The organism is Bifidobacterium sp. CP2 (assembly GCF_018555635.1).
Classification (GTDB): Bacteria; Actinomycetota; Actinomycetes; order Actinomycetales; family Bifidobacteriaceae; genus Bifidobacterium; species Bifidobacterium saguinibicoloris.
In genome coordinates, this window is record NZ_JAFEJX010000004.1 from 1 (window position 1) to 23,079 (window position 23,079).

Sequence of the window (23,079 nt, forward strand, 5' to 3'; positions counted from 1 at the left end):
GGTACGCGGCCGTGACGCCCATGCTCCGGGCCACGGTCAGGGGCAGGGAGCCGATGGTGTTGGGCTGGTCGACGACCAGCAGCACGCGGCCGTGTTCGCGGAGGCGTTCCAGCATCGTGCGGATGGCGTTCTCGTCCTGTTTCAGCGGCCTGTCGTACAGGGTGTTCCCGTCGCGGTCGAGGGCGCACGCGTGGTGCGCGCTCTTGCCGACGTCCAGGCCGACCCACACGTCGATGTCGTCCGGGCTCATCATCGTTCCTCCCGTCATGGGGTTCCGTCGGCCGCCGCGACTCGGTCGATGGAGTCCGGACGCCCGTGCCGCATCCACATTACGGAGAGACCTGGGCCATGCGCCCCTACGCGTCCATGCGGCCGGCCTGGTTCCTATCAGCGGTCATCGGATGCCCCCGCTCCCGGCGACAACACCCCCCGGATCATCAACGACAGGGCGAGACAGTCATACCGGAACCGGCGACCCGGCCCCGACCACCGGGACCTACCAAACATGGTAATGGGTCTTCGAGTTTGCCGGCTTGCCGAGGTACTTGCGGAACTTGGTGATCTGGTGGAAGTAGTTGATCGCCGACCAGAACAGGTGCGCGAGCGTGTCCTTGCGGTAGAACAGCGGGCATCCGGCGTCGCCGGCCTTGATGCGGGCGAGCGCGCGGGAGCGTTCCGGCTCGGCCACGTAGCGCTTGATGACGGACTTCGGCACCATCTGGAAGAGGAAGTCCTTGTCGGCCACGCGCGGCTTGATGGTCTTGCCGAGCACATAGTGGTCGACGAACAGGGTGACGAAGTTCACGCCGGCGAGCGTCAGGTAGTAGGTGTTGCGTCCGGGACGCGTGTTCACCTCGAAGAACTTGTAGGTGCCGTCGCGTTCGTCGTATTTCGCGTCGAAGTTGGAGAAGCCCTCGTAGTGGGTCTCCTTGAGGAACTTCGCCGCCTGGGCCACCACGTCGGGCTGCTTGTCGTCGATGATGCACACCGGGTTGCCGATGGCGGTGGGGTGGTGGTCCTGCAGGAGCACCTGCCCGATGCAGGAGACCAGCACGTTGCCGTCCTTGTCGGAGAAGCAGGTGATGGACCTGAGGTGCGCGTCGTCGCCGGGCACGCAGTCCTGGACGATGAGGTCCTTGTCGTACACGGACTTCTGGAGTTCGGTGAACACGTATTCGAGCTTCTCAGGGGTCTCGATGGTGAAGACCTTCTCCTTGCCGGGGAATTCGGCGTAGTGGTAGCGCGCCGAATTCGAGGGCTTGGCGATGACCGGGTAGGTGAACTCGTCCACCGGGATCCTCACGTTCGGGTCGGAGCAGTCGAAGCTCCACGTCTTGGGGTAGGGGATGCCGAGCTTCTCGCAGATGCGGTAGAACTCGCCCTTCTGCGTGATGCGGTCCAGCAGGTCGAAGTCGATGTACGGCACGACGAAGTAGCGTTCGAGACGCTGCTTGTTCTGGGAGAAGATGCGCGCGTACCAGTCGCCGCAGCCGACGAGGATCGGCACCTTCTTGCCTTCGAGCTCGCGGCCGAGCGTGTCGAGGTAGTCGAGCATGGTGGCCTCCTGGTCCGCGTGCGGCACCATGCGGTAGTCGACGAAGCGGCTGGAGGAGACGAACTTCTGGTCGGCGGTGCCGATCACGATGCTGTTGACGCCGTACGCCTCGTGGAAGCAGCGGGCGTAGGAGTAGGAGAGCGTGTCCGCGCCGAGCACGACCGGCTGCAGGTAGGTGGACACGTCCCGTTCGGATTTGATGAGCGTATGTGGGTTCATGGTTGCCTCATTGTACTGATGCGTTGTGCCGGTGCTGTGTCGGCCGTCACGCCTGCGGCTGCTGCGTGGTCTGCGATGCGGTCTGCGACGACGCGTCGTCCAGGCCGAGTTCGCGGCGCACGATGACGGCGTCGCCCGGCCACCAGACGTGCTTGCCGTTGATGATGTTGCGGGTCTCGTGTCCCTTGCCGATGACGAGGACGATGTTGAAGCGTCCGTCGCGTTCGGTGGACTCCTTCGCCTGCGCGATGGCGGTCACGATGGCCTCCTCACGCGGCACGATGATCTGCACGGTCTGCCTGCCGTCGTCCGGCACGAACGAGGCCATCTCCTCGCAGATCTTGCGCGGGTCCTCGAAGTTCGGGTCGTCGAGCGTGAAGATGAACGATTCGGCGCGGCCCAGCGCGCCCTTGACGATGCCTTCGCGGCGGTCGATGGCCTTGCCGCCGGTGGTGCCGGAGACGAGCGTGATGCGCGGGTTCCGTTCGCCGTACACGCGGATCATCTCGTCGACGAGCGCCTTGGTGGACATGTAGTTGTGCGCGAAGTCCACGTACACGTGCAGGTCGTCGCCGCCGATGAAGCGTTCCATGCGGCCCGGCACCTGCACGTGCTCGATTGCGGCGAGCGCGTCGCTGTCGAACGGCACGCCGGCCTTCATGGCGATGGCGATGGCCGCGGCGGCGTTGAGGAAGTTGAATTCGCCGAGCATGTCGAGCTCGAACGGGCGCGCCTCGTCGCCGCAGGCGGCGATGAACCCGGTCTTGCGGCGCGGGTCGGCGGCCACGACCACGTCGGCCGGCGTGTGCAGGCCCGCGGCCGGATCGTGCATGGCGAATGTGGTGACGGGCGCGCCGTGGGCGGCGGCGTCCTCGCGCAGCAGGCCGATGTGGGCGGAGTCGGCGCCGATCACCATGGTGCGGGAGTTCGCGATGATCTGGCGCTTGCAGTGGAAGTAGTCCTCGAACGTGGGGTGTTCGATGGGGCTGATGTGGTCGGGGGAGATGTTGAGGAACGCGCCCACGTCGAACGTGAGCCCGTAGATGCGCTGGATCTTGTACGCCTGGGAGCTGATCTCCATGACCAGATGCGTCATGCCGTTGTCCGCGGCCTCGCGCAGCATGCGGAACGCGTCCAGCGGCTCCGGCGTGGTGAGCTTCGAGGGTTCGAAGGTCTTGCCGTCGAGGCACACGGCGATGGAGCTCATCATGGCGGCGTGGCCGTGCGTGTACGCGTTGAGGATGGCGTGCGTGTAGTAGTCGGTGGTGGTCTTGCCCTTGGTGCCGGTGATGCCCACCATGGTGAGTTCGCGTTCCGGGTGTCCGAAGTATTCGGCGGCGATGAGGCTCATTGCCCGGTGCACGTTGTCCACGATGAGGCCGGGCGCCTTCGTGCGGTCGGAGTATTCGGTCTCGGCCACGTACACGGCGAGGCCCTTGTCGTCGATGCCGTCGAGGAATTCGGGCTTGAAGCGTCCCTTGATGAACAGCAGCGATCCGGGTTTCACCTCGCGGGTGTCGTAGGTGATGGACGGGATCGGATCGTGGGCGCCGGGCACCGTGTCGGCGTCGATGGTCCAATGGTCGCCGGCGACGATCTCGCGCAGCAGATGGTGTTCTTCCAGCAGCTTGGCCACGGAGGCGAGGCTCAGCGGCGAAGTCGTGGTGGACATGTGGCTCTCCCTTGTTTCTTCGGCGGCGCGGGTTTCGCGCGCCCCACCGATACTACTCCGGCGCTGTGCTCAATCCAATGCGTTCCGTCGGCGCCGGTTTCCCGTTCTCCTGCGCCGGTCAGCGTTCGTCGAGGAGACGCTGCACGACATGGTCGTCGCCCTCGTACGGCACGTGCCGGTTGAGGTCCTTGATCCAGCGTTCATGGCCCTTGCCGATGATGAGCGTGACGTCCGTGCGCTCCGGGTGCGAGCGCGCGTCGGCGAGGGCGTCGGCGATGGCCTGGACGCGGTCGACGATGACGTCCGCCTTCACGTCCGGGTTCGTCACATTGGACATCATGTCGCGGCAGATGTCCTCGTACGGTTCGGTGTCCGTGTCCTCGGCGGTGAACACGAAGCGCGCGATGCGCGCCTGCGCCGCGTCGACGATCTCCTTGCGCCTGTCGTACGCCTTGTTGCCGGCCGAGCCGGCCACGAGCGTGATGTACGGGTTCCGGTCGCCGTACCGTGCTGCGACGAAGTCGAGGAGCGCCTTGACGGACGTGTAGTTGTGCGCGTAGTCGACGATGACGTGCGTGTCGGTCGCCGGGTCTTCGGTGAGTTCCATGCGGCCGGACACGCGCGTCGGTTCCATGGCGTGCAGCGCGTCCGTGGCGTCCGCGGGCACGCCGGCGGCGTGCGCGAGGGCGATCGCGGCGAGCGCGTTCGCGTAGTTGAAGTCGCCGACCAGATGCAGGCGGTAGTCGCCCAGGTCGGCACCGTCCAGGGCGAACCGGTAGTGGTCGTGGGCGGCGTCGGCGGGCACGCCGGTGACGTCGGCGGTGCGTGCGTCGTCGTCGGCCGGCTCGTCGGCGAGCAGACGGAACGTGGTGACGGGGATGCCGGCGGCGGCCGCGTCCTCGCGCAGCAGGTCGGCGTGCGCGGCGTCGGCGTTGAGCACGAGCGCGCGGCTGTTGTACGCGATCCGGCGTTTGCAGTACAGGTAGTCCTCGAGCGTGGGGTGTTCGATGGGGCTGATGTGGTCGGGGGAGATGTTGAGGAACGCGCCCACGTCGAACGTGAGCCCGTACACGCGATGCACCTTGTACGCCTGCGAGCTGACCTCCATGACGAGGTAGCGCATGCCGTTGGAGACGGCTTCGCGCATCATGCGGAACGCGTCGAGGGACTCCGGCGTGGTGAGGTCCGATTCCTCGTACGTGCGGCCGTCCAGGCAGTTGTCCACGGAGGAGAAGAGGGCGCAGCGTCCGCCCGAATACGCGTTGAGGATGGCCTGCGTGAAGTAGGCGGTGGTGGTCTTGCCCTTGGTGCCGGTGATGCCGATGACGGTGAGCTCGTCCTGCGGACGTCCGTAGAATTCGGCGGCGAGCAGGGCGAGGGCCTTGCGCGCGTCGTCGACGATGAGCCCCGGTGCGGCGGTGTGTTCGGACATGTCGGTCTCCGCCACATAGGCGGCGAGGCCCTTCGCGTCGCATCCGTCGAGGAATTCGGGCTTGAACCGGCCCTTGCAGACGAGCAGGGCTCCGGGCTCCACGCTGCGGGTGTCGTAGGTGATGGCGGCGAACGCCTTGTCCGCGTCCGTGATGCCGTCGACGGTCCTCGTCCACTCGCCGCCGTGGACCACTTCGCGCAGCAGGTGGTGGCGTTCGAGCAGGGAGGCGGCCGAATCCAAGGTCAAAGCCATGAGAGGTCCTTTCGGGGAACGGATGATGCGTGATGACGGAACGGGTATACGATGACGGATGAAACCGGGAGTTTCCTGTATGGGAGGTGTCCGTTCGGTAAGCATACCGGCAGCGCATCCCGTCCCGGACGCCGGCGCGGCGTCCGGTGGCTACAATGGGCAACCGTGACCACCCCACAGACCGAGACACTCGCCGAGAAGCGCGCGCGCTTCGAACGGCTCGCCATGCCAGCGCTCGACGCGCTGTACCGGCGGGCGATGCGTCTGACGAACAATCCGGACGACGCCCAGGACCTGGTGCAGGACACGTTCGAGAAGGGGTTCAAGGCGTTCGATTCGTTCCAGCCGGGCACCAACTTCGAGGCGTGGATGACCACCATCGAACGCAACACCTACTTCAACCAGTACGCGAAGGCCAAGCGGCGCCCCCAACGCGCCAACGACGCCGACGGCGAATACGACGACTGGGATCTGTACGCGGCGTCGGAGCATTCCCCGGATGCGCTCAAATCCGCCGAGGACGAGTATCTCGACGCGTTCGCCCCCGAGGAGATCATGGACGCGTTGGCGAAGCTGTCGCCGGAACGCCGGCAGGTGTTCATCGACGCGGCCATCGACGGCAAGTCGTACCAGCAGGTCGCCGACGAGCAGGGCGTGAAGATCGGCACCGTCATGAGCCGGCTCAACCGCGCGCGCACGCAGCTCAAGCGCGAATTGGCGTCCTATGCGCGGGAGCACGGCTACGGGACGAAGCTTCCCGCGGAACGTTCCGGCAAGACCGCGGATTCACCGAAAGCAAAGTCCGCCGAAATCCCTTCCGCACCGGCGGTTTCCGGTCATAATGGGAGGAAAGGCCCCCATGCGGGGGCGTCGCCCATCGCCGGACGAGGAAAGGAGACACGATGAACGGACGACAGGTGGAACGCGTGCATCACATCTCCATCACACATACGCTGCCCGACGGCACGGTCAGGACGGTCAGCCGCACCGAGGTGCGTGTCACGGACGACACGGACGAGGCCGTCTCCTACGATCCGGCCGTGGACGGGGACTGCTTCGACCCCTCGACCTGCTGCTCGGAGCGCGAACAGGCCATGATCGCCGCGCTGCGCGCGTATCTGCGCCCCGACGAGGCGCCGGAATGCCTCAAGGCGCGTGTCAAGGCGTGCCTCGACCATTGCTGCGGGCAGTGACCGCGCACCCCAAGCGGCTTGGCTTCAATCGGACGGACGTGGACGGACGCCCGCAATGAGAAAACCCGCCCGGCCGAAAGGCCTAGGCGGGTTTCCGTATGTCTTGCGACGGGATCAGGCGTTGGGGCGCTTGCCGTGGTTGGCGGCCTTCTTACGACGATCCTTGCGCTTACGTCCGCGCATGCCCATGATGGACTCCTTTGCTGAAGATAATTAAGCCTTCGGCATTATGCCACATCGCGGCGACGTTCTCAACCGCGCGCCGCGATGCGGCATTTTCCGGCAGGCTTCGGACCCGATGCCGCATGGCATACGGTCCCTGCGGAAGCGTCAGACCCGTTCGGCCCGGAACGTGACGCGCGTCGTGTAGTCGTCGCCGGGTTCCAGCACGACCAGGTCCTTGCCGGAGCGGAACGCGTCGGCGTACGCGGTCATCGGCTCGACGGCTACACCGGGCTGGCGCACCTTCTCGCCGATCTCGTTGCCCGTGCACACCTGCCACGAGTTGATGGTCCCGTCGCCGGTCAGCGTCACCTTGATGCCGTCGGGACGGGTGAACACGGCCGACGTGCCGCCGTCCGCGTCGCGGTCGACGATGTCGGTCCACGCGTCGTCGAAGCCGCGTCCTTCAAGCGTGGGGTCGTCGCGAAGGTCGTAGATGCCGGCGACCGGCTCCTCGCCGGTGGGCAGCAGATGCTCGTCGACGGTGACGTGCGTGGCGCAGGGAAGCGTCAGACGGCACCGCTCGTTGTCCGGCGTGATGGCGGGGCCGTGGGAGGTCTTGCCGTTGGAGAGCCACGGGTGGATGCCGAACGCCCACGGGGCCCTCACCTCGTCGTTGTTGTGGACGGTGAACGTCTCATGCAGACCGTCCTCCTCGAGCGCGTAGGTGGCGGTGATGGTGATGTCGAACGGGTAGCCGGCCAGGTCGGGGGAGCGCCAGGAGAGCGTGACGTGGCTTTCGCCCAGGTCCTCGAGCTTCCACATATAGCGGTACGCGTAGCCGTGCAGCGAGGCGGAGCGGTCGAACTCGTCGATCGGCATCTGGTAGCTTTCGCCGTCGAACGTGTACTGGCCGTCGGTCACACGGTTCGGGTACGGGGCCAGCACCCAGCCGTTGCAGCAGGGGATGACCTTGTTCGGGTCGAACGGGACGATGATGTCCTCGCCCTGCCATCTGAGCTCGCGCAGGCTCGCGCCCAGCTCGGTGACGACGGCGCTCCAGTCGCCTTTGCGGATCGAATACTGGTTGCCGGTACGGGGTTTGAGAACCATGACGTGACACTCCTTCGTGGACAGGCGCGCGAATCGGACGCCGAAAAACGGATTGTTACCGCTCACAATGGTAGCGTGTTGGCGTTCGTGGCACGCAGGGGATGTCGGCCGTCGCCGAATGCGATGTCGGTCCGCATCGGCATGGAGAAGCGGTGTGCGATTGCTACTTCAGCAGGTCGGCGTGCCCCACGAGTCCTGGTACACCCAGCTGATCTTGCCTTCGCCTTGGCCGCCTCCGTTGCCAGAGCCTCCGTCGCCGGAGCCGCTGCCGCCGTCGCCCGCGGCGAGCGTGGCGGTGGCGACCGCGAGCGCCGTCAGCGTGCGCGCCGCCTGTTTCCATGAGAACCTCATAGGTTCCGGCTCCTTTCGAATCATCCGGTCCGGCGTGGACTCGCCGGACACGACCCGCGTCTATGCGGATCGTGCGTTGGGACGAATCAGACGGAGTCGCATAGGAAGATACGAAAGTAAAGCCGGGTGACGATGCCATGGCCCCAAGCGTGCGTCCGGCGGATACGGGAAGAGGGCGACGGCACGGGGAGTGCCGCCGCCCTCAAGAAGCGGAAAGAAGACTAGGAAGAGGTCTATCAGGGGGTCATCCAGTCCGATTCGCAAGACGGATTGGACTGAGATACTTCACATCCACCCCACCAGTCAGGGCCACTGCTGTTTCCGCTATTGGAGTTTCCAGAAGAGCTGCCGCCGGAGGACGATCCGCCGGACGACTTGCCCGACGACCCCCGGTACGTGGACCCACCGGACGACTTCCGGTACGTGGAACCGCCCGACGACTTGCGGGACGTGGACCCGCCGGACGAGGAACGCGCCCCGGACGACGCCTGGATCTCCGCCGCCTGACGGTCCGCCTCCTCCTTCGCCTTGACGGACGCGTCCACGGCCTTGGCCGCGTCATCCACCTTGCTTTTCGCGTCGGACAGGGCCTTCACGTCCGCCTTCTCGTCGTCATGGGTCTTCCTCGCGTCGTCCAACACGGTTCGCAGCGAGGCGCGCGTGTTCTCGTCCGCGACCTTACCCTCCGTGTCCTTGTACTTGGATTCGCCCGCATCCAGGCTGGACTTGAGCGCCGTCTTCGCATCGTCGAGGAGCTTCGCTTCGTGCGACGCGTCCACCGCCGCGACGGCCGCCTTGAGGCTCTTCATGTGCTTCCCGTACCAGTCGGACTGTTCGCCCATGGTGGTCGCGGCCTCGTCCAGGCCCGTCTTGTCGTCGGCCGTGCAGCCCGGATACCCGGGCGTCTTCTCCGCCAACAGCTTGGCCAGCGCGTCCACGGTCTTCGCGTCCTTCACGTCCGCGATCTTGATGGAAGCCGCCTGGGCCGCGTCCCCGTTCACCAGCGTGTTGTACGCGTTCGCCTGTCCGCGCAGCGTGTCCGCCGCCTGGAAGCACGCCGTCCTGGCCGCCTCCAGCTCATGCGCAGTCCACGCACGCCAACCCAGGCCGCCACCCACGGCAAGCGCCACCACCGCCACGACGGCGACCGTCGGCACCAGCCACTTCGAACGCGGCTTCCTGGCGCTCCTGTCGTCTCCCATGTTCCCGCCGTCCGCATCCGGCGGCAGAGGAACCGGCGGCAGACTCCCGCCTGTTTTAGACGCAAGAGATGTGGTGACGGGGTCGATGTTGGGTTTCGGATTATTGGAAGAGGAGACCTGTTTCATATTCATAATGCATCCTTGATGCGGCATTGCTGAGGGTTTGCCCCAATCTTGGCACCCCCCCCTCGACGAATTCGCCTTCGCCAGACGAGCGCGAGTCCATATGCCGGATATCCGGTCAGGGGAACGGCGACGATCCGGATTCCCGGGACACGCCGGATGTCGTTCCGGCATCCGCCTCTCCGTGGATGCCATCATGATGGGAGGTATGCAAAGGAGGCATGAAATGTGGTGGCATGACGAGAAGCCGGAGGCCGTGTTCTGGGATCTGGACGGTACGCTCATCGATTCCGACCCGTATTGGGTGCGCGCCGAACGCGCGCTGTTGGAGGAGCACGGCGGCGTGTGGGACGATCCGCTCGCCGAGGCGATGCAGGGCGCATCCCTGCCCACCGTGACGCGGCTGCTGCATGAGCGCGGCGTGAGCGGCATGGACCATGACGCCATTGTGGCACGCCTCACCGCCGACGTGATGCGCATGGAGGATGAATGCCTGCCATGGATCCCCGGCGTGCGCGACGCGCTGACCGGATTGGCCGAGGCCGGCGTGCCGTCCGTGCTGGTCACCGGATCGCCGCGTCCCATCGTGGACAACGTGATCGCCCACGCGCCGGCCGGCGCGTTCGTCGGATCGGTGAGCGGCGAGGAGGACATGCCGCACAAGCCCGCGCCGGAACCCTACTGGGCCGCGGCGCGCATCGCCGGCATCGTCTCCGGCGTCGACGGCGCCGTGCCGTCGATTGCTCCCGTCGACTCCGCGCTCATGCGCCGTTGCGTCGTGTTCGAGGATTCCGTTCCCGGTCTCACCGCGGCGCGCGCCGCCGGCGCCACGGTCGTGGCAGTCACCGGATACGCTCGCGTCGACGTCACCGCCGACCCGGCCCTGCGGAGCCTGTACGACCGCACCATCCGCGATTTCCGCGACCTGCGGTAGGGGAGCCCCGTTGAAGTTCGTCATCGCCCCGGACTCGTTCAAACACTGCATGACCGCGCGGCAGGCCGCCGAGGCGATACGGGAGGGCCTGTCCCGCGTGTTCCCCGACGCCGCGTACGACCTGGTGCCGATGGCCGACGGCGGCGAAGGCACCGTGGCCTCGCTCGTCGACGCCACCGGCGGCGTCCTGTGCGGGGCCGACGTGCTCGACCCGCTGCAGCGACCCATCCGCGCGACATACGGCATGCTCGGCGACGGGCACACCGCCGTCATCGAAATGGCCGAGGCGTCCGGCATCCAACATGTGGACGCCGCCGACCTCGACCCGCTCACGGCCACCACCTACGGGACCGGACAGCTCATCCGCGCCGCGCTCGACGACGGCGCGCGCCGCATCATCCTCGGCATCGGAGGGTCGGCGACCAACGACGGCGGCGCAGGTATGGCGGAAAGCCTGGGCGTGCGCCTCCTCGACGCCGCAGGCCGGCCGATTCCGCGCGGCGGCGGCGCGCTCGGGTGTCTCGCCCGCATCGACGTCTCCGGCATCGACCCACGGATCAAGGCGACGGACATCCTCGTCGCCTCCGACGTGACCAACCCGCTGACCGGCCCCACGGGGGCCTCCGTCGTGTTCGGCCCGCAGAAAGGCGCCACGTCGGACATGGTCGAGACGCTCGACCGGAACCTGCGGCACTATGCCGACGTCATCCGACGATGCCTCGGACGCGACGTGGAACGACAACCCGGCGCCGGCGCCGCGGGCGGACTGGGCGCAGGACTGCTCGCCTTCACCCAAGCCACGATGCGTTCCGGCGCGGCCCTCGTCGCCGAGACCGCACGGCTCGCCGACAGGGCCGTCGACGCCGACTACTGCCTCACCGGCGAAGGACACATCGACGCGCAGACCCGCTACGGCAAGACGCCCATGGGCGTGGCGCAGGCTGTACGCCGCGGCAACCCGGACATCGGCGTCATCGCGTTCGCCGGATCCCTCGACGTGGACGCCGCCGCCCTGCACGGCATCGGCATCGACGCGGCGTTCGCCATCACGCCGGGCGTGACGGACCTCGCACAGGCGTTGGCGGACGGGCCGGCGAACCTCGCGGACGCCGCAGAGAACGTGGGGCGCGTCATCGCGCTCGGGCGAAGGCGTTGACGCGGAGCGTGTCCCGCGTCAACGAACCTCGCTGCGCCTGCGGAACTCGATGGGGGAGACGCCGTTCCTGCGCTTGAACGTCGCGCAGAACGAGCTCGTGTCGGTGAACCCGCACTCCTCGCACAGCCGCTTCAGAGGCATGTCCGAATTGATGAGCAGATACTTCGCGGCGTGCATGCGCGCGTCGATGATATAGGCGTGCGGCGTGTACCCGGTCTTCTTCTTGAACACGCGGATGAAATAGTATTCGCTCATGAACGCGCGCGCCGCCAGTTCGTCGATGGGCAACGGCTCGCCCAGATGACCGGAGATGTAGGTGAGCACGTCCTCGATCGCATGCGGCTGGCGTTGGGAGGAGACATCGCCGTCACAGGCCGCCATCGCGAACTCGGTGAGGATGTCGGTGATGGTCTTCGACATGCGCGGCTCGCTCACGCGTTCGGCGTCATGGAACGTGTCATAGATGTCCGTAAGCCGCGTCATCACATAGACCGGATCCCTGAGCGCGAACACCGGACCGAGCCTGTCGTCGATGAGATCGAAGTACGCGCGTGCGGCGACGCCGTCGAAATGCAGCCACAGGACCTCACTGCCCTCATCGGTGCCGTAGGAATGGTGCCGGTAGCAGTCCAACAGCACGAAATCGCCCTTGCCGGCGCGCATCGTACCCTTCTCGGTGGTGACGTCGAGCGAACCGCGGCGCACGGCCATCAGCAGGAAGCTGTCGAACGAGCTGCGCTCCTGACGGTACCCCGGCTCATATCGGAACAATCCCACACGCAGCGGATACAGGAAGGTCCGCACAGCCGTTCTGCTGGGCGTGTAGATGTAGAATTCCGAGCCCTCGTCGCTGATATGCCTCTCCGCCGGCTTCATCGTCCCTCCTCCCTTGGTCGCGATGCATGATGCGGCAATTATTCCACATTTCGTGCGACAAGGGGAGAGGGACGCCCGCAAGCGCATGACAAGCGCAATTTTCACACCGAATGCTGCAATTATCATCATCGGATGCCGTCCATAGGTGCCGTGAACCGTTGCGGACCGTGGAAGACCCGCGGTACGCGGCGGAACCGGCGGTGAAACAGGACCTTCCGCGATGACGGCAATTTTTGCATATTTCAGAGCAGGAAAACTGTGCGGCGGGCGTGGATTCGGTCTTAGGCTTGGAGGCAAGCAATCAACACATCACGAATGCAGTGACCTGCATTGCGGCATCCAACGAAGGAGTAGAACCATGGCCGTGACCATCAAGGACACCGTCATCACGATCCCGACCTACGAGATCGGCAAGGCGGACAAGAACCCGGAATTCATCGAAAAACGCGTCTACCAGGGCAGCTCGGGCCGCGTCTACCCATACCCGGTCATCGAGACCATCAGCGACGAGAAGCGCGACAAGCAGTACAAGGCCGTCATCATCGAGAACGAATACCTCGAGGTGACCGTCCTGCCCGAACTCGGAGGCCGCATCCAGTACGCCAAGGACAAGACCAACGACTACGACTTCGTCTACCGCAACGACGTCATCAAGCCCGCCCTCGTGGGCCTCACCGGACCGTGGATCTCCGGCGGCATCGAATTCAACTGGCCGCAGCACCACCGTCCCACCACCTACCTGCCGGTCGACTACAAGGTCGAGAACCTCGCCGACGGCGGCAAGGCCGTCCTGTGCCACGACACCGACCAGATGTACGGCACCCAGGTCATCACCACGATCGCCCTGCACCCCGGCAAGGCGTACATCGAGATCTCCGCCCAGCTGTACAACGGCACCTCGCTGCCGCAGACCTTCCTGTGGTGGGCCAACCCGGCCGTGCCCGTCAACCAGCACACCAAGACCGTGATGCCGCCGGACGTCACCGCCGTCATGGACCACGGCAAGCGCGACGTCTCCCGCTACCCGATCGCCACCGGCACCTACTACAAGCACGACTACTCCGAAGGCGTCGACATCGGCCGATACAAGAACGTGCCGGTCCCGACCTCCTACATGGCCGCGCACTCCGACTACAACTTCGTCGGTGGCTACGACTTCGGCGTCGGCGCCGGCATCCTGCACGTGGCCGACCACCATGTGAGCCCCGGCAAGAAGCAGTGGACCTGGGGCAACGGCGACTTCGGCCAGGCATGGGACAGGAACCTCACCGACGCGAACGGCCCGTATGTCGAGCTCATGACCGGCGTGTTCACCGACAACCAGCCCGACTTCACCTGGCTCAAGCCGTACGAAGGCAAGACCTTCACCCAGTACTTCATGCCGTACAAGGCCGTCGGCCAGGTCAAGAACGCCTCCATCAAGGCCGCCGTCAACCTCGAGATCGGCCCCGCCGACACCTTCGGCGCCGCAGGCGAGACCGAAGGCGTGGAAGCCCAGGGGCTCAAGGCGGGACAAGGCCGCGTGACCGTGTACGCCACCTCCATATACGAGAACGCCACCGTCACCGTGACCACGAAGAACGGCGAGACGTTGTACTCCCACACCGGCCGCATCAGCCCCAACGACATCGTCAAGGCCGAATTCGAGACCGGGGAAGCGGCCGCCACCGACATCACCGCCACCGTGGCCGACGCGGACGGCAACATCCTCATCGACTACACCCCACAGCCGAAGACAATCGAGAAGCTCCCGGAGCCGGCCAAGGCCGCCGACGACCCGCAGGACATCCTCACCAACGAGGAGCTGCTGCTCGCCGGCCTGCACCTCGAACAGTACCGCCACGCCACATACATGCCGGACCCGTACTACCTCGAAGGTTTGAAGCGCGATCCGGGCGACGCCCGCATCAACAACGCGTACGGCCGCCTGCTGCTGCGCCGCGGCGTGTTCGACGAGGCGGAGGGCCACTTCCGCGCCGCCATCAAGCGCCTGACCAAGCACAACACCCAGCCGTACGACTCCGAACCGCACTACAACCTCGGTCTCGCCCTCTTCTACCAGGGCGAGTATGACAAGGCGTTCGACGCCTTCTACAAGGCGACCTGGGACGACACGCAGAAGGAGCGCGCCTTCTTCTACATGGCCGCCATCGCCGCCCGTCGAGGCGACTACGCCGACGCCCTCGAATACGTGGAGAACGCCCTGACCCGCAACACGATGAACATCAAGGCACGCGGACTCAAGGCCTACCTGCTGCGCAAGCTGGGACGCGCGGACGAGGCGGCCGCCGCGCTCGCCGAGAACATCACCGTCGACGAATTCGACTTCGTCTCCGGCAACGAGCGCGTGATTGCCGGCGCCGACCCGGCCGAACTCGCCGGCCTCATGCGGGGCTTCCACGAGAACTACCTGCAGGCCGCCCGCGACTACGCCCTGTTCGGCGCGTACGACGAGGCATTGACGCTGCTCGCCGAGACCGACCAGTCCAAACCGATGGTCAAGTATTACGAGGGCTACTACCTGTCCCTCCTCGGCCGCGAAACGCAAGCCAAGGCCGCGTTCGAGGCCGCTGAGGCCGCGCCCGGCGACTACTGCTTCCCGAACAAGCTCGAGGACATCGCGCCGCTGGCCAAGGCCATTGAGACCGTGAACGGCGCCAAGGCCTCCTACTACCTCGGATGCCTGTACTACGACAAGGTCCAGGCCGAGAAGGCCATCGCCCTGTGGGAACGGTCACGCGACCTCGACCCGGAATTCCCCACCGTGCACCGCAATCTGGCGCTCGCCTACTACAACAAGCGCGGCGACGCCGCCTCCGCCGGCCGCGAGATCGAGGAGGCCTACCGCCTCGACGAATCCGACGCACGCGTCTTCCTGGAACTCGACCAGCTGCACCGCAAGGTCGGTTGGACCTACGCCCAACGCCTCGTCGAATTCGACAAGCACCTCGACGTGGTCGCCGAACGTGACGATCTGTTCATCGAATATCTCACCGTGCTCAACCAGACCGGCAACTACGCCAAGGCGTATGACCTCATGAGCCGACGCCACTTCCACCCGTGGGAGGGCGGCGAAGGCAAAGTCACCGCGCAATACCGCATCGCGCTGACCCTGCTCGCCAAGGACGCGATGGCCGCCGGCGACTGGACGCGCGCCAAGGACCTGCTGACCCGTACCCTGTCCTACCCGCACAACCTCGGCGAAGGCAAACTCGAAGGCCAGAAGGACAACGACATCCACTACTACCTCGGTGTCGTCGAACGCCACCTCGGCGACGAGACCGCCGCACAGGCCGAATTCCGTAGGGCCACCATCGGCCCCGACGAGGTCAAGGGCGCAATGTACTACAACGACCAGCCGGCCGAGATGATCCTCTTCCAGGGTCTCGCCCACAAGGCGCTCGGCGAGGATGGGCCCGCCAACGCCCGCTTCTACCGCCTGCTGGACTACGGTGAGCAGCACCTCGACGACCAGGTCAGGATCGACTACTTCGCCGTCTCGCTGCCGGACTTCCTCATCTTCGAGAACGACTACACGAAGATGAACCGCATCCACTGCCTGTACCTCATGGCCCTCGCCAACATCGGCAACGGCGACAAGGACAAGGCCGCCCGGCTGCTCGATGAGGCTCTGAGGCTCGACCCGAGCCACATCCAGGCGAATCTGTTCGCGGACGAGGTCAACAACCGTCACGTGCTGTGATCGGCGGGACATCCGCCCGGTAGCGGTGTGAGGAGCCGGTCCGTCACGATATAACGGGTGATGGGGCATGCGCATATGCGCATGCCCCATCACCCGTTGCGCATGTTGCCGCAAGGGTTGTAACGCAAGGGTCGTAAGGAACGTGGGCAGACGCAATTTTCAACCATGGTGATTGGGAACCGATGCGCAATTTTTGCATATCGAAAGGCAGATAAAGTGAAAGACGGAACGTGGGGCGAACGTACACTTGAATTACTCGAAACGTTGAGCCGATTGCCGAATCACAGCAATGGAGCGGTCGGTACTCGACAGGAAGAGCAGGAAGCCACCGACGGGCCAAACGGTTCCGTACCCACGTCCGGCTGTGAATGGCCACAGTTGGTTTTTATCAATTCCGTTCGCGCGGGCTGGTGAAGGCACAAGTAAGGAGAAAACAATGAAGTTGCTCGATATGAAGAAGACGATGATCGCCTCGGCCGCCGCCGTCGCCATGATCGTTCCGCTGGGAGCCTGCGGCTCCTCCTCGGAGACCACCTCCACCGACCCGAAGGACGCCTCCGGCGAAATCACCATCTGGGGCTGGGGCAACGGCATGAACGAGACCATCGCGGCGTTCGAAAAGGCCTACCCGAAGATCAAGGTGAAGTATTCGAGCACCGGCACCGGCGCCGACACCTCCAAGGCGTTGAACAACGCGATCGCCGCCGGCAAGGGCGCCCCGGACGTCAGCATGATGCTCAGCACCGACGTCTCCAAGTTCGCCCAGGAGGGCAGCATCTCCGACCTCAAGGAATTCGGCGCGAACGACATGGGAAAGGATTTCGCCCCCGGCATCTGGGGTCAGGCGCAGTTCGGCGGCACCACCTACGGCATGCCGATCGGCGGCGGCCCGATGGTGTTCTTCTACAACGAGGAGGTCTTCTCCAAGGCCGGCATCGACACGCCTCCCACCACCTGGGACGAATGGTACGAGGACGCGAAGAAGATCCGCGCGCTCGGCGACGACTACTACATCACCAACAACGCCGGCGACCGCGACAGCTACTCGGAATTCAACGCCATGCTCTGGCAGCTCGCCGCGCAGCCGTTCAAACTCGACGGGGAGAACCTCACCATCGATCTGACCGGCGACAAGCAGGTGAAGAAGTTCATCGACTTCCAACAGAAGCTCATCGACGAGGACCTCGTCAACACCAGCATCCGCAACTGGACCGACGACTGGTTCCGCAGCCTCTCCGACGGTACCACGGCCTCCCTCGCGGTCGGCGCATGGATGCCCACCAACCTCGAAAGCAGCTCCGGCGCCGCCAAGGGCAAGTGGCGTGCCGCCGACATCCCGCAGTGGGATCCGGACCATCCCACGAACGCCGAGGACGGCGGTTCCGTGTTCACCATCCCCTCGCAATCCAAGAACAAGGCGGCCGCATGGGCGTTCATCAACTACGCCACGCACGGTGACGGCGCGCAGATCTTCGTGGACCACGGCAACTTCCCGGCCCTCAAGTCCATCCTCAACGGAGACGAATTCAAGAACGCGACCAACGAGTACTTCGGCGGCCAGAAGGTGAACGAAGTGCTCTCCCGCGCAGCCCAGATGGATTCCTCCTCCTACGAATTCCTGCCCTTCAGCACCTACGCCCAGTCGATCTTCGGCGACTACATCAGCAAGGCATATCAGGGTGAGACCTCGCTGAAGAAGGCCGTCGCCTCCTACCAGGACGCACTGATCGACTACGCCAAGGAACAGGGATACACGGTCAAGTAGCCGTCCGTCCGGGAATCGGCGTCGGGACCGACGGTCGGAACCGTCCCCATCGGTGGTTCCGACCGTCCCGCACCGGTGATTGACACAAGCAGGGTGATTCGAATGAGCAAATCGATGAGTATGCCGCCCACCGCCGCGGTGCGTGAGAACAAACACAAGGCCGACTGGCGTGGTTGGAAATTCATGGGACCGTTCGCGGTGGTGTTCGTGTTCGTGTTCATCATCCCGATCGTGTACGCGGTCTATATCTCGTTTTTCAAGAAGCAGATGATCGGCGGCACCAAGTTCGTGGGGTTCGAGAACTACGTCCGACTGTTCGGCGATCAGCAGTTCTGGTCGTCGGTGGTGCGCGTGGCCCTGTTCACCTGCGTGCAGGTGCCGATCATGCTGTTCCTGTCCGCCGCCATGGCTCTGGCGTTGGATTCGATGAAGCTGCATGGCACGAAGTTCTTCCGCATCTCGACGTTCCTGCCGTACGCGGTGCCGGCGGTGGTGTCGACCCTGATCTGGGGTTTCGTGTATGGCGCGAAGTATGGTCTGGTCGGGAGCCTGAACGGCGCGTTGGGCACTCATTTGGACATGTTCGCCCCGAACGTGCTGCTCGCCTCCATCGGCAACATCGTGACCTGGGAATTCGTCGGCTACAACATGCTGATCTTCTACAGCTCCTTGTCGACGATCCCGCATTCCCTGTATGAGGCCGCCAGCATCGACGGCGCCTCCGAATGGAAGATCGTCAAGGCGATCAAGCTGCCGGAGTTGAGGGGGTCGCTGGCGATCACGGTGATCTTCTCGATCATCGGCTCGTTCCAGTTGTTCAACGAGCCTTCGATCCTGCAGAACATGGTGCCGGGCAACGCGATCACGACGTACTACACGCCGAACATGTACGCGTACAACCTGTCGTTCTCGGGCAACCAATCGAACTACGCCGCCGCCCTGGCCATCACGATGGCCGTGATCACCATGGCGATCGCGTACGCGGTGCAGCTCAACAGCCTCAAGGAGCAGATGAAGTGACCATGACCAGTGCAACGACTTCCATGAAGGCCGACCGTCTGACGCCGGCCGAGCTCAAGGCCCAAGAGAAGGCCGCCAAAGCCGCCGAGAAGGCGCGTCAGAAGCGGGTCGCCAGGGACGAGGCGGCGGAGCGCCGCAGGGCGGAGAAGAGCGGGTTCGCGAACGTGAACAATCCGCGCCGGTCGACGTGGATGACGGTCGTGTGCGCCCTGTTCGCGGTGTACTGCCTGTTCCCGTTCGTGTATCTCATGATCAACGCGACGAAGACGCAGGCGGACTTCACCTCGACGTTCGGTCTCGGGTTCGGTCGTTCGTTCGCCCTGTGGGACAACATCGTGACGGTGTTCACGTACCAGGACGGGATCTTCGGCCGCTGGCTGGTCAACACGATCCTGTACGTGGTGGTGGGTGCGGGCGGCGCGACCCTGTTGGCGATCATGGGCGGGTACGCGTTGGCGAAGTTCCGGTTCCCGGGCAGGAAGGCCGTGTTCGCGGTCATCATCGGCAGCATTTCGGTGCCGGGCATCGCGTTGGCGGTCCCGCAGTTCCTCCTGTTCGCCAAATTGGGCCTGACGAACACGCCGTGGGCCATGATCATCCCGAGCCTCATCAGCCCGTTCGGTTTGTATCTGATGTGGATCTTCTCGGAGCAGGCCGTCCCGACCGAGCTCCTGGAGGCGGCCAGGGTGGATGGGGCGAGCGAGTTCCGCACGTTCTGGACGATCAGCCTGCCCCTGCTGGCGCCGGGTATCGTGACGACGGCGTTGTTCACGATCGTGGCGACGTGGAACAACTACTTCCTGCCGTTGATCATGTTGAAGGACGCGGACTGGTATCCGCTGACGATCGGCCTGAACCAGTGGAAGGACCAGGCCAGCACTGCCGGTGGTCAGGCGATCCAGAACCTGGTCATCACGGGTTCGCTGATCACGATCATCCCGCTGGTCATCGCGTTCCTGTGCCTGCAGAAGTACTGGCAGTCCGGCCTCGCCGCCGGCGCCGTCAAGGAATGACCCGACAACAACGCAACCCCGTCGCCATCGCACATCCACTGGCACGGACAATACGAAAGGCAATGACATGAACCACACCCTCGACCTCACCGGATTCAAGCCGAAGGCCATCACCCCGTTCCCCATCACCCGCAACGACTGGGGCGTCTCCCCGGACGGCACCGCCGTCGACTTCACCAACTACTACATGACCTTCGACGGCGAACCGTTCTACGGCGTGTGCGGCGAATTCCACTACTCGCGCATGGACCCCTCCCGCTGGGATGCGGAACTCGCCAAGATGGCCGCCGGCGGCGTCAACGTCATCGCCACCTACGTGTTCTGGAACCATCACGAGGAGCACGAGAACCAGTGGGACTTCACCGGACGCCGCAACCTGCGCCGATTCGTCGAACTCTGCGCCAAGCACGGGCTCAAGGTCATCGTGCGCATGGGGCCCTTCGACCACGGCGAGGTCCGCAACGGCGGCATCCCCGACTGGATGTACGGCAAACCCTATGAGGTGCGCTCCGTCGACCCCGGGTTCCTCGACAAGGTGCGCGACCTCTACGCGCACATCGCGGCCCAGCTCGACGGCCTCTACTTCAAGGACGGCGGCCCGATCGTCGCCGCCCAGCTCGACAACGAGTACATGCATTCGGCCGCCCCGTGGGAGATGACCACCGGCATCTCGGACGAATGGGTGCCCGGCGGCCACGACGGCTTCGAGTACGTGCACGCGCTGCGCCGCATCGCCGAGGAGGAGGGCATCTCGGTGCCGTTCTACACGAACACCGGCTGGGGCGGCTCGCCCGTCCCGGACGACGTGCTGCCGCTGTGGGGCGGCTACGCGTACCGCCCATGGCTGTTCTACGCCGGTCCCGGCGACCACCCGGTCACCGACGAATACCTCTACCGCGACTTCCACTCCGACGACTGCCCACGCAACGAGGCGTTCGACCCCACCTACGAGCCGGAAAGCAAACCCTACGCCTGCTGCGAGATGGGCGGCGGCATGTTCAGCTCCTACAACTACCGTTTCGTGCTGCCGATGAAGTCGGTCGACGCGATGGCCAACATCAAGATGGCCTCCGGCTGCAACTTCCTCGGATACTACATGTTCCAAGGTGGTTCGAACCCGATCGGCGACGGCATCTACCTCAACGAAGGACAGTTGCCTAAGATCTCCTACGACTTCCAGGCCATGCTCGGCGAGTTCGGCCAGGCGCGTGAATCGTACCGTCGCGCCAAGGCGCTGCACTACTTCGGACTGGCGTTCGCCGACCGCCTGTGCCCGCTCGGCGTCGTCGTGCCGGACGGCCAGGACGGCATCGACCCCACCGACACGGACACGCTGCGCTGGTGCGTGCGTACCGACGGCGAGCGCGGATTCGTGTTCATCGACAACTTCCAGGACCACGCCACGATGCCGGCCAAGCACGGCGAGACCATCATGGTCACGCTCGCCGATGGTTCGACGGTCACGTTCGACGGCATCGGCCTGGCCTCCGACGAGAACTGCATGCTGCCGTTCAACATGGACCTGGACGGGGTGACGCTCGTCGCCGCCACCGCACAGCCGGTCACGGCGATCCGCACGCCGGGCGCCGCGAACCGCACGTTCGTGTTCCTGCGTCCCGAGGGCATGGACGACTGCTGGTTCAGGTTCGCCGACGGCACGGTGCGCCATGTCACCGACGACCGTGAGCTGTTCGAGGTCTCCGATGGCGAAGGTCACGCCGTGACGATCCTGTGCGTGAGCCGTGCAGACGCCGATGCGATGACCGTCCTCGACGGCGAAGCGCTCGTGTTCGCCGGCGACGTGGTGTCGCAGGACGTCGCGGCCCCATCCATCGTCAACGACGGCGCGGTCGTGTACGAGACGGACGGGAGGGTCGTCGTCGAATCGACGCGTCCGACCGTCGCCGTCGCGACGTACCCGGCCGGATACCTTGCGGACGTCCCGACGGACGGTGACGTGCGCCTCGGCGACGCCGGGGCGGCCGACGCCCAGCCGAAGGTCACGCGCCTCTCCGACACCCGCTACATCATCGACCTGCCGGACGATTGGCTGACCGGCGACGGCGTGGACGACGCGCGTCTGCGGATCCGCTACTCGGGCGACATCGGCTGGCTGTGGTGCGGCGGCGTCCTCGTCGACGACAACTTCTGCAACGGCGACGTGTGGGAGGTCGGACTCAGGGAGTACGCGCAGCTGCTGGCCGACAACCGCAACCAGCTGGTCCTCACCATCACGCCGATCCGTGAGGGCGCCAACGTGAACGTCGAGTCCACGATGGCGGCGCGCATGGAGAACGCCGAAAGCACGGTCGCCGGACTCGGCTCCGTGAGCCTGCAGCCGGTGTACTCCGCGCGTCTCGCCAGGGCGTAGCGCGCACCTCCTCCCCATCCTTCCGTCTCCCGTGTTCCGGGGCATCGAACGGCATCGCGTCCGTCCGATGCCCCTTTCCTGTTCATCCCCTCCCGACCCACATCCGACCCACACGGCAAGGAAAGGCGGCCCATCATGAAACCGGCCGAACGCAACGTCATCAGAGAGCAGTCCGAGCACTACCAGTACCGTCCGTCCAACTCCGGCGCGCAGGTGTTCCTGTACCCCGAATGGCTCGGCGTGTACCGGTACGCCAACGGATACACGCTGAACCGCGGACCGTTGGACAACTTCCTGCTGTTCTTCATCCGTTCCGGCAGGTTCTCGATCGATCTGCCCGACCGGGAGCACATCGTCGCCCACGCCGGCGACTTCGTGCTCATCGACTGCTACGCGCCGCAGTCGTACCGGGCGCTGGAGCCCAGCGAAGCCCTGTGGATACACTTCAACGGCGTCTCGGCGCGCATGTACTACGACTTCATCAGCGCGCGCAGGGGCAACGTGTTCTCTGCGGTCAACTCGCAGTTCGCGGTCAACCGGCTGCAGCGCATATGCGCGGGGTTCCGCGCCGGCAAGCGCATGTCGGAGCCGGTGATGGCGCGCTATCTGACCGACATCCTCACCGAATGCGCCGGCGTCCCCGACGACGGTCCGGCGGACGAATCGGCCCACGGCTACGCGATGGAGGACGTGCAGGACTTCATCGTGGCGAACCTGTCGCGGGACCTGACGAACGACGAGCTGGCCGACATGGCCTCGATGAGCACCGGCTACTTCATCAAGGAGTTCCGGCGCGCCACCGGCACGACGCCGCACGCGTTCGTCGTCAACGCGCGCATGGACGCGGCGAAGCGGATGCTGGCCGGCTCGGACGCCTCCCTCAGACGGAGATCTGCACGCGCTGCGGGTTCTCGTCGCCCAGCGCGTTCTGCCTGGCGTTCAGGCGACTGGAGGGGATGACCCCGCT

General features: G+C 65.2%; 18 protein-coding genes. 10 read left to right on the plus strand and 8 right to left on the minus strand.

The window, feature by feature from the left end; all coding sequences use genetic code 11:
* The 4 genes from JS531_RS03840 to JS531_RS03855 form a co-directional block, all read right to left on the minus strand.
* Positions 1 to 268, minus strand: a 268-nt coding sequence (locus JS531_RS03840) for an IS110 family transposase (protein ID WP_240542021.1), incomplete at its 3' end; no start/stop codon positions are given.
* 228 nt (positions 269 to 496) lie between these two features.
* Entirely contained in the window at positions 497 to 1,774 is a 1,278-nt protein-coding gene (locus JS531_RS03845) for an ATP-grasp domain-containing protein (protein ID WP_214312930.1), read from the minus strand.
* Between the two features lie 46 nt (positions 1,775 to 1,820).
* On the minus strand, positions 1,821 to 3,446 hold the full coding sequence (locus JS531_RS03850) for a UDP-N-acetylmuramoyl-L-alanyl-D-glutamate--2,6-diaminopimelate ligase (RefSeq protein WP_214312932.1): 1,626 nt from the start codon (positions 3,444 to 3,446) through the stop codon (positions 1,821 to 1,823).
* A gap of 118 nt (positions 3,447 to 3,564) precedes the next feature.
* Complete coding sequence (locus JS531_RS03855) at positions 3,565 to 5,130, minus strand: UDP-N-acetylmuramoyl-L-alanyl-D-glutamate--2,6-diaminopimelate ligase (protein WP_214312934.1); 1,566 nt, start codon at positions 5,128 to 5,130, stop codon at positions 3,565 to 3,567.
* 225 nt (positions 5,131 to 5,355) lie between these two features.
* On the opposite strand from JS531_RS03855, the gene JS531_RS10980 reads away from it, so the two are divergent.
* Positions 5,356 to 6,036, plus strand: coding sequence for a sigma-70 family RNA polymerase sigma factor (locus JS531_RS10980; protein WP_346427757.1), 681 nt, complete (start codon positions 5,356 to 5,358; stop codon positions 6,034 to 6,036).
* A complete protein-coding gene (locus JS531_RS03865; RefSeq protein WP_214312938.1) occupies positions 6,033 to 6,323 on the plus strand; it encodes a hypothetical protein in 291 nt (96 codons plus the stop codon). The genes JS531_RS10980 and JS531_RS03865 overlap by 4 nt, the downstream gene beginning before the upstream one ends.
* 330 nt (positions 6,324 to 6,653) lie before the next feature.
* On the opposite strand, the gene JS531_RS03870 is transcribed toward JS531_RS03865, so the two are convergent.
* The 3 genes from JS531_RS03870 to JS531_RS03880 form a co-directional block, all read right to left on the minus strand.
* Positions 6,654 to 7,598 (minus strand): aldose 1-epimerase family protein, encoded by a 945-nt coding sequence (locus tag JS531_RS03870; protein WP_214312940.1) that lies wholly within the window; start codon positions 7,596 to 7,598, stop codon positions 6,654 to 6,656.
* A 168-nt stretch (positions 7,599 to 7,766) separates the two neighbouring features.
* Complete coding sequence (locus tag JS531_RS03875; RefSeq protein WP_214312948.1) at positions 7,767 to 7,949, minus strand: hypothetical protein; 183 nt, start codon at positions 7,947 to 7,949, stop codon at positions 7,767 to 7,769.
* Between the two features lie 236 nt (positions 7,950 to 8,185).
* Positions 8,186 to 9,151: a colicin transporter gene (locus JS531_RS03880; protein WP_214312950.1), complete on the minus strand. Its 966-nt coding sequence runs from the start codon at positions 9,149 to 9,151 to the stop codon at positions 8,186 to 8,188.
* 349 nt (positions 9,152 to 9,500) lie between these two features.
* On the opposite strand from JS531_RS03880, the gene JS531_RS03885 reads away from it, so the two are divergent.
* Together JS531_RS03885 and JS531_RS03890 are read left to right on the plus strand one after the other, a co-directional pair.
* Positions 9,501 to 10,208, plus strand: coding sequence for an HAD family phosphatase (locus tag JS531_RS03885; protein ID WP_214312952.1), 708 nt, complete (start codon positions 9,501 to 9,503; stop codon positions 10,206 to 10,208).
* 10 nt (positions 10,209 to 10,218) lie between these two features.
* Complete coding sequence (locus JS531_RS03890; protein WP_214312954.1) at positions 10,219 to 11,364, plus strand: glycerate kinase; 1,146 nt, start codon at positions 10,219 to 10,221, stop codon at positions 11,362 to 11,364.
* An 18-nt stretch (positions 11,365 to 11,382) separates the two neighbouring features.
* Here JS531_RS03890 and JS531_RS03895 read toward each other — a convergent pair whose 3' ends face one another.
* Positions 11,383 to 12,240, minus strand: coding sequence for an AraC family transcriptional regulator (locus JS531_RS03895; RefSeq protein ID WP_214312956.1), 858 nt, complete (start codon positions 12,238 to 12,240; stop codon positions 11,383 to 11,385).
* A gap of 358 nt (positions 12,241 to 12,598) precedes the next feature.
* Here JS531_RS03895 and JS531_RS03900 point away from each other — a divergent pair, with 358 nt between their 5' ends.
* The 6 genes from JS531_RS03900 to JS531_RS03925 all read left to right on the plus strand — a co-directional run bounded on the left by JS531_RS03900 (position 12,599) and on the right by JS531_RS03925 (position 23,072).
* Positions 12,599 to 15,943 (plus strand): DUF5107 domain-containing protein, encoded by a 3,345-nt coding sequence (locus JS531_RS03900; RefSeq protein WP_214312958.1) that lies wholly within the window; start codon positions 12,599 to 12,601, stop codon positions 15,941 to 15,943.
* A gap of 436 nt (positions 15,944 to 16,379) precedes the next feature.
* Positions 16,380 to 17,708 carry a sugar ABC transporter substrate-binding protein gene (locus tag JS531_RS03905; protein ID WP_240542022.1) on the plus strand — a complete coding sequence of 443 codons (1,329 nt, stop codon included), beginning with the start codon at positions 16,380 to 16,382 and terminating at the stop codon, positions 17,706 to 17,708.
* A 102-nt stretch (positions 17,709 to 17,810) separates the two neighbouring features.
* Complete coding sequence (locus tag JS531_RS03910) at positions 17,811 to 18,728, plus strand: sugar ABC transporter permease (RefSeq protein WP_240542023.1); 918 nt, start codon at positions 17,811 to 17,813, stop codon at positions 18,726 to 18,728.
* Between the two features lie 2 nt (positions 18,729 to 18,730).
* Positions 18,731 to 19,741 (plus strand): carbohydrate ABC transporter permease, encoded by a 1,011-nt coding sequence (locus JS531_RS03915; RefSeq protein ID WP_214312960.1) that lies wholly within the window; start codon positions 18,731 to 18,733, stop codon positions 19,739 to 19,741.
* A gap of 67 nt (positions 19,742 to 19,808) precedes the next feature.
* Complete coding sequence (locus JS531_RS03920) at positions 19,809 to 22,112, plus strand: beta-galactosidase (protein WP_214312961.1); 2,304 nt, start codon at positions 19,809 to 19,811, stop codon at positions 22,110 to 22,112.
* Positions 22,113 to 22,247: 135 nt separating this feature from the next.
* Positions 22,248 to 23,072 carry an AraC family transcriptional regulator gene (locus JS531_RS03925; protein ID WP_214312963.1) on the plus strand — a complete coding sequence of 275 codons (825 nt, stop codon included), beginning with the start codon at positions 22,248 to 22,250 and terminating at the stop codon, positions 23,070 to 23,072.
* Positions 23,073 to 23,079: the final 7 nt, after the last annotated feature.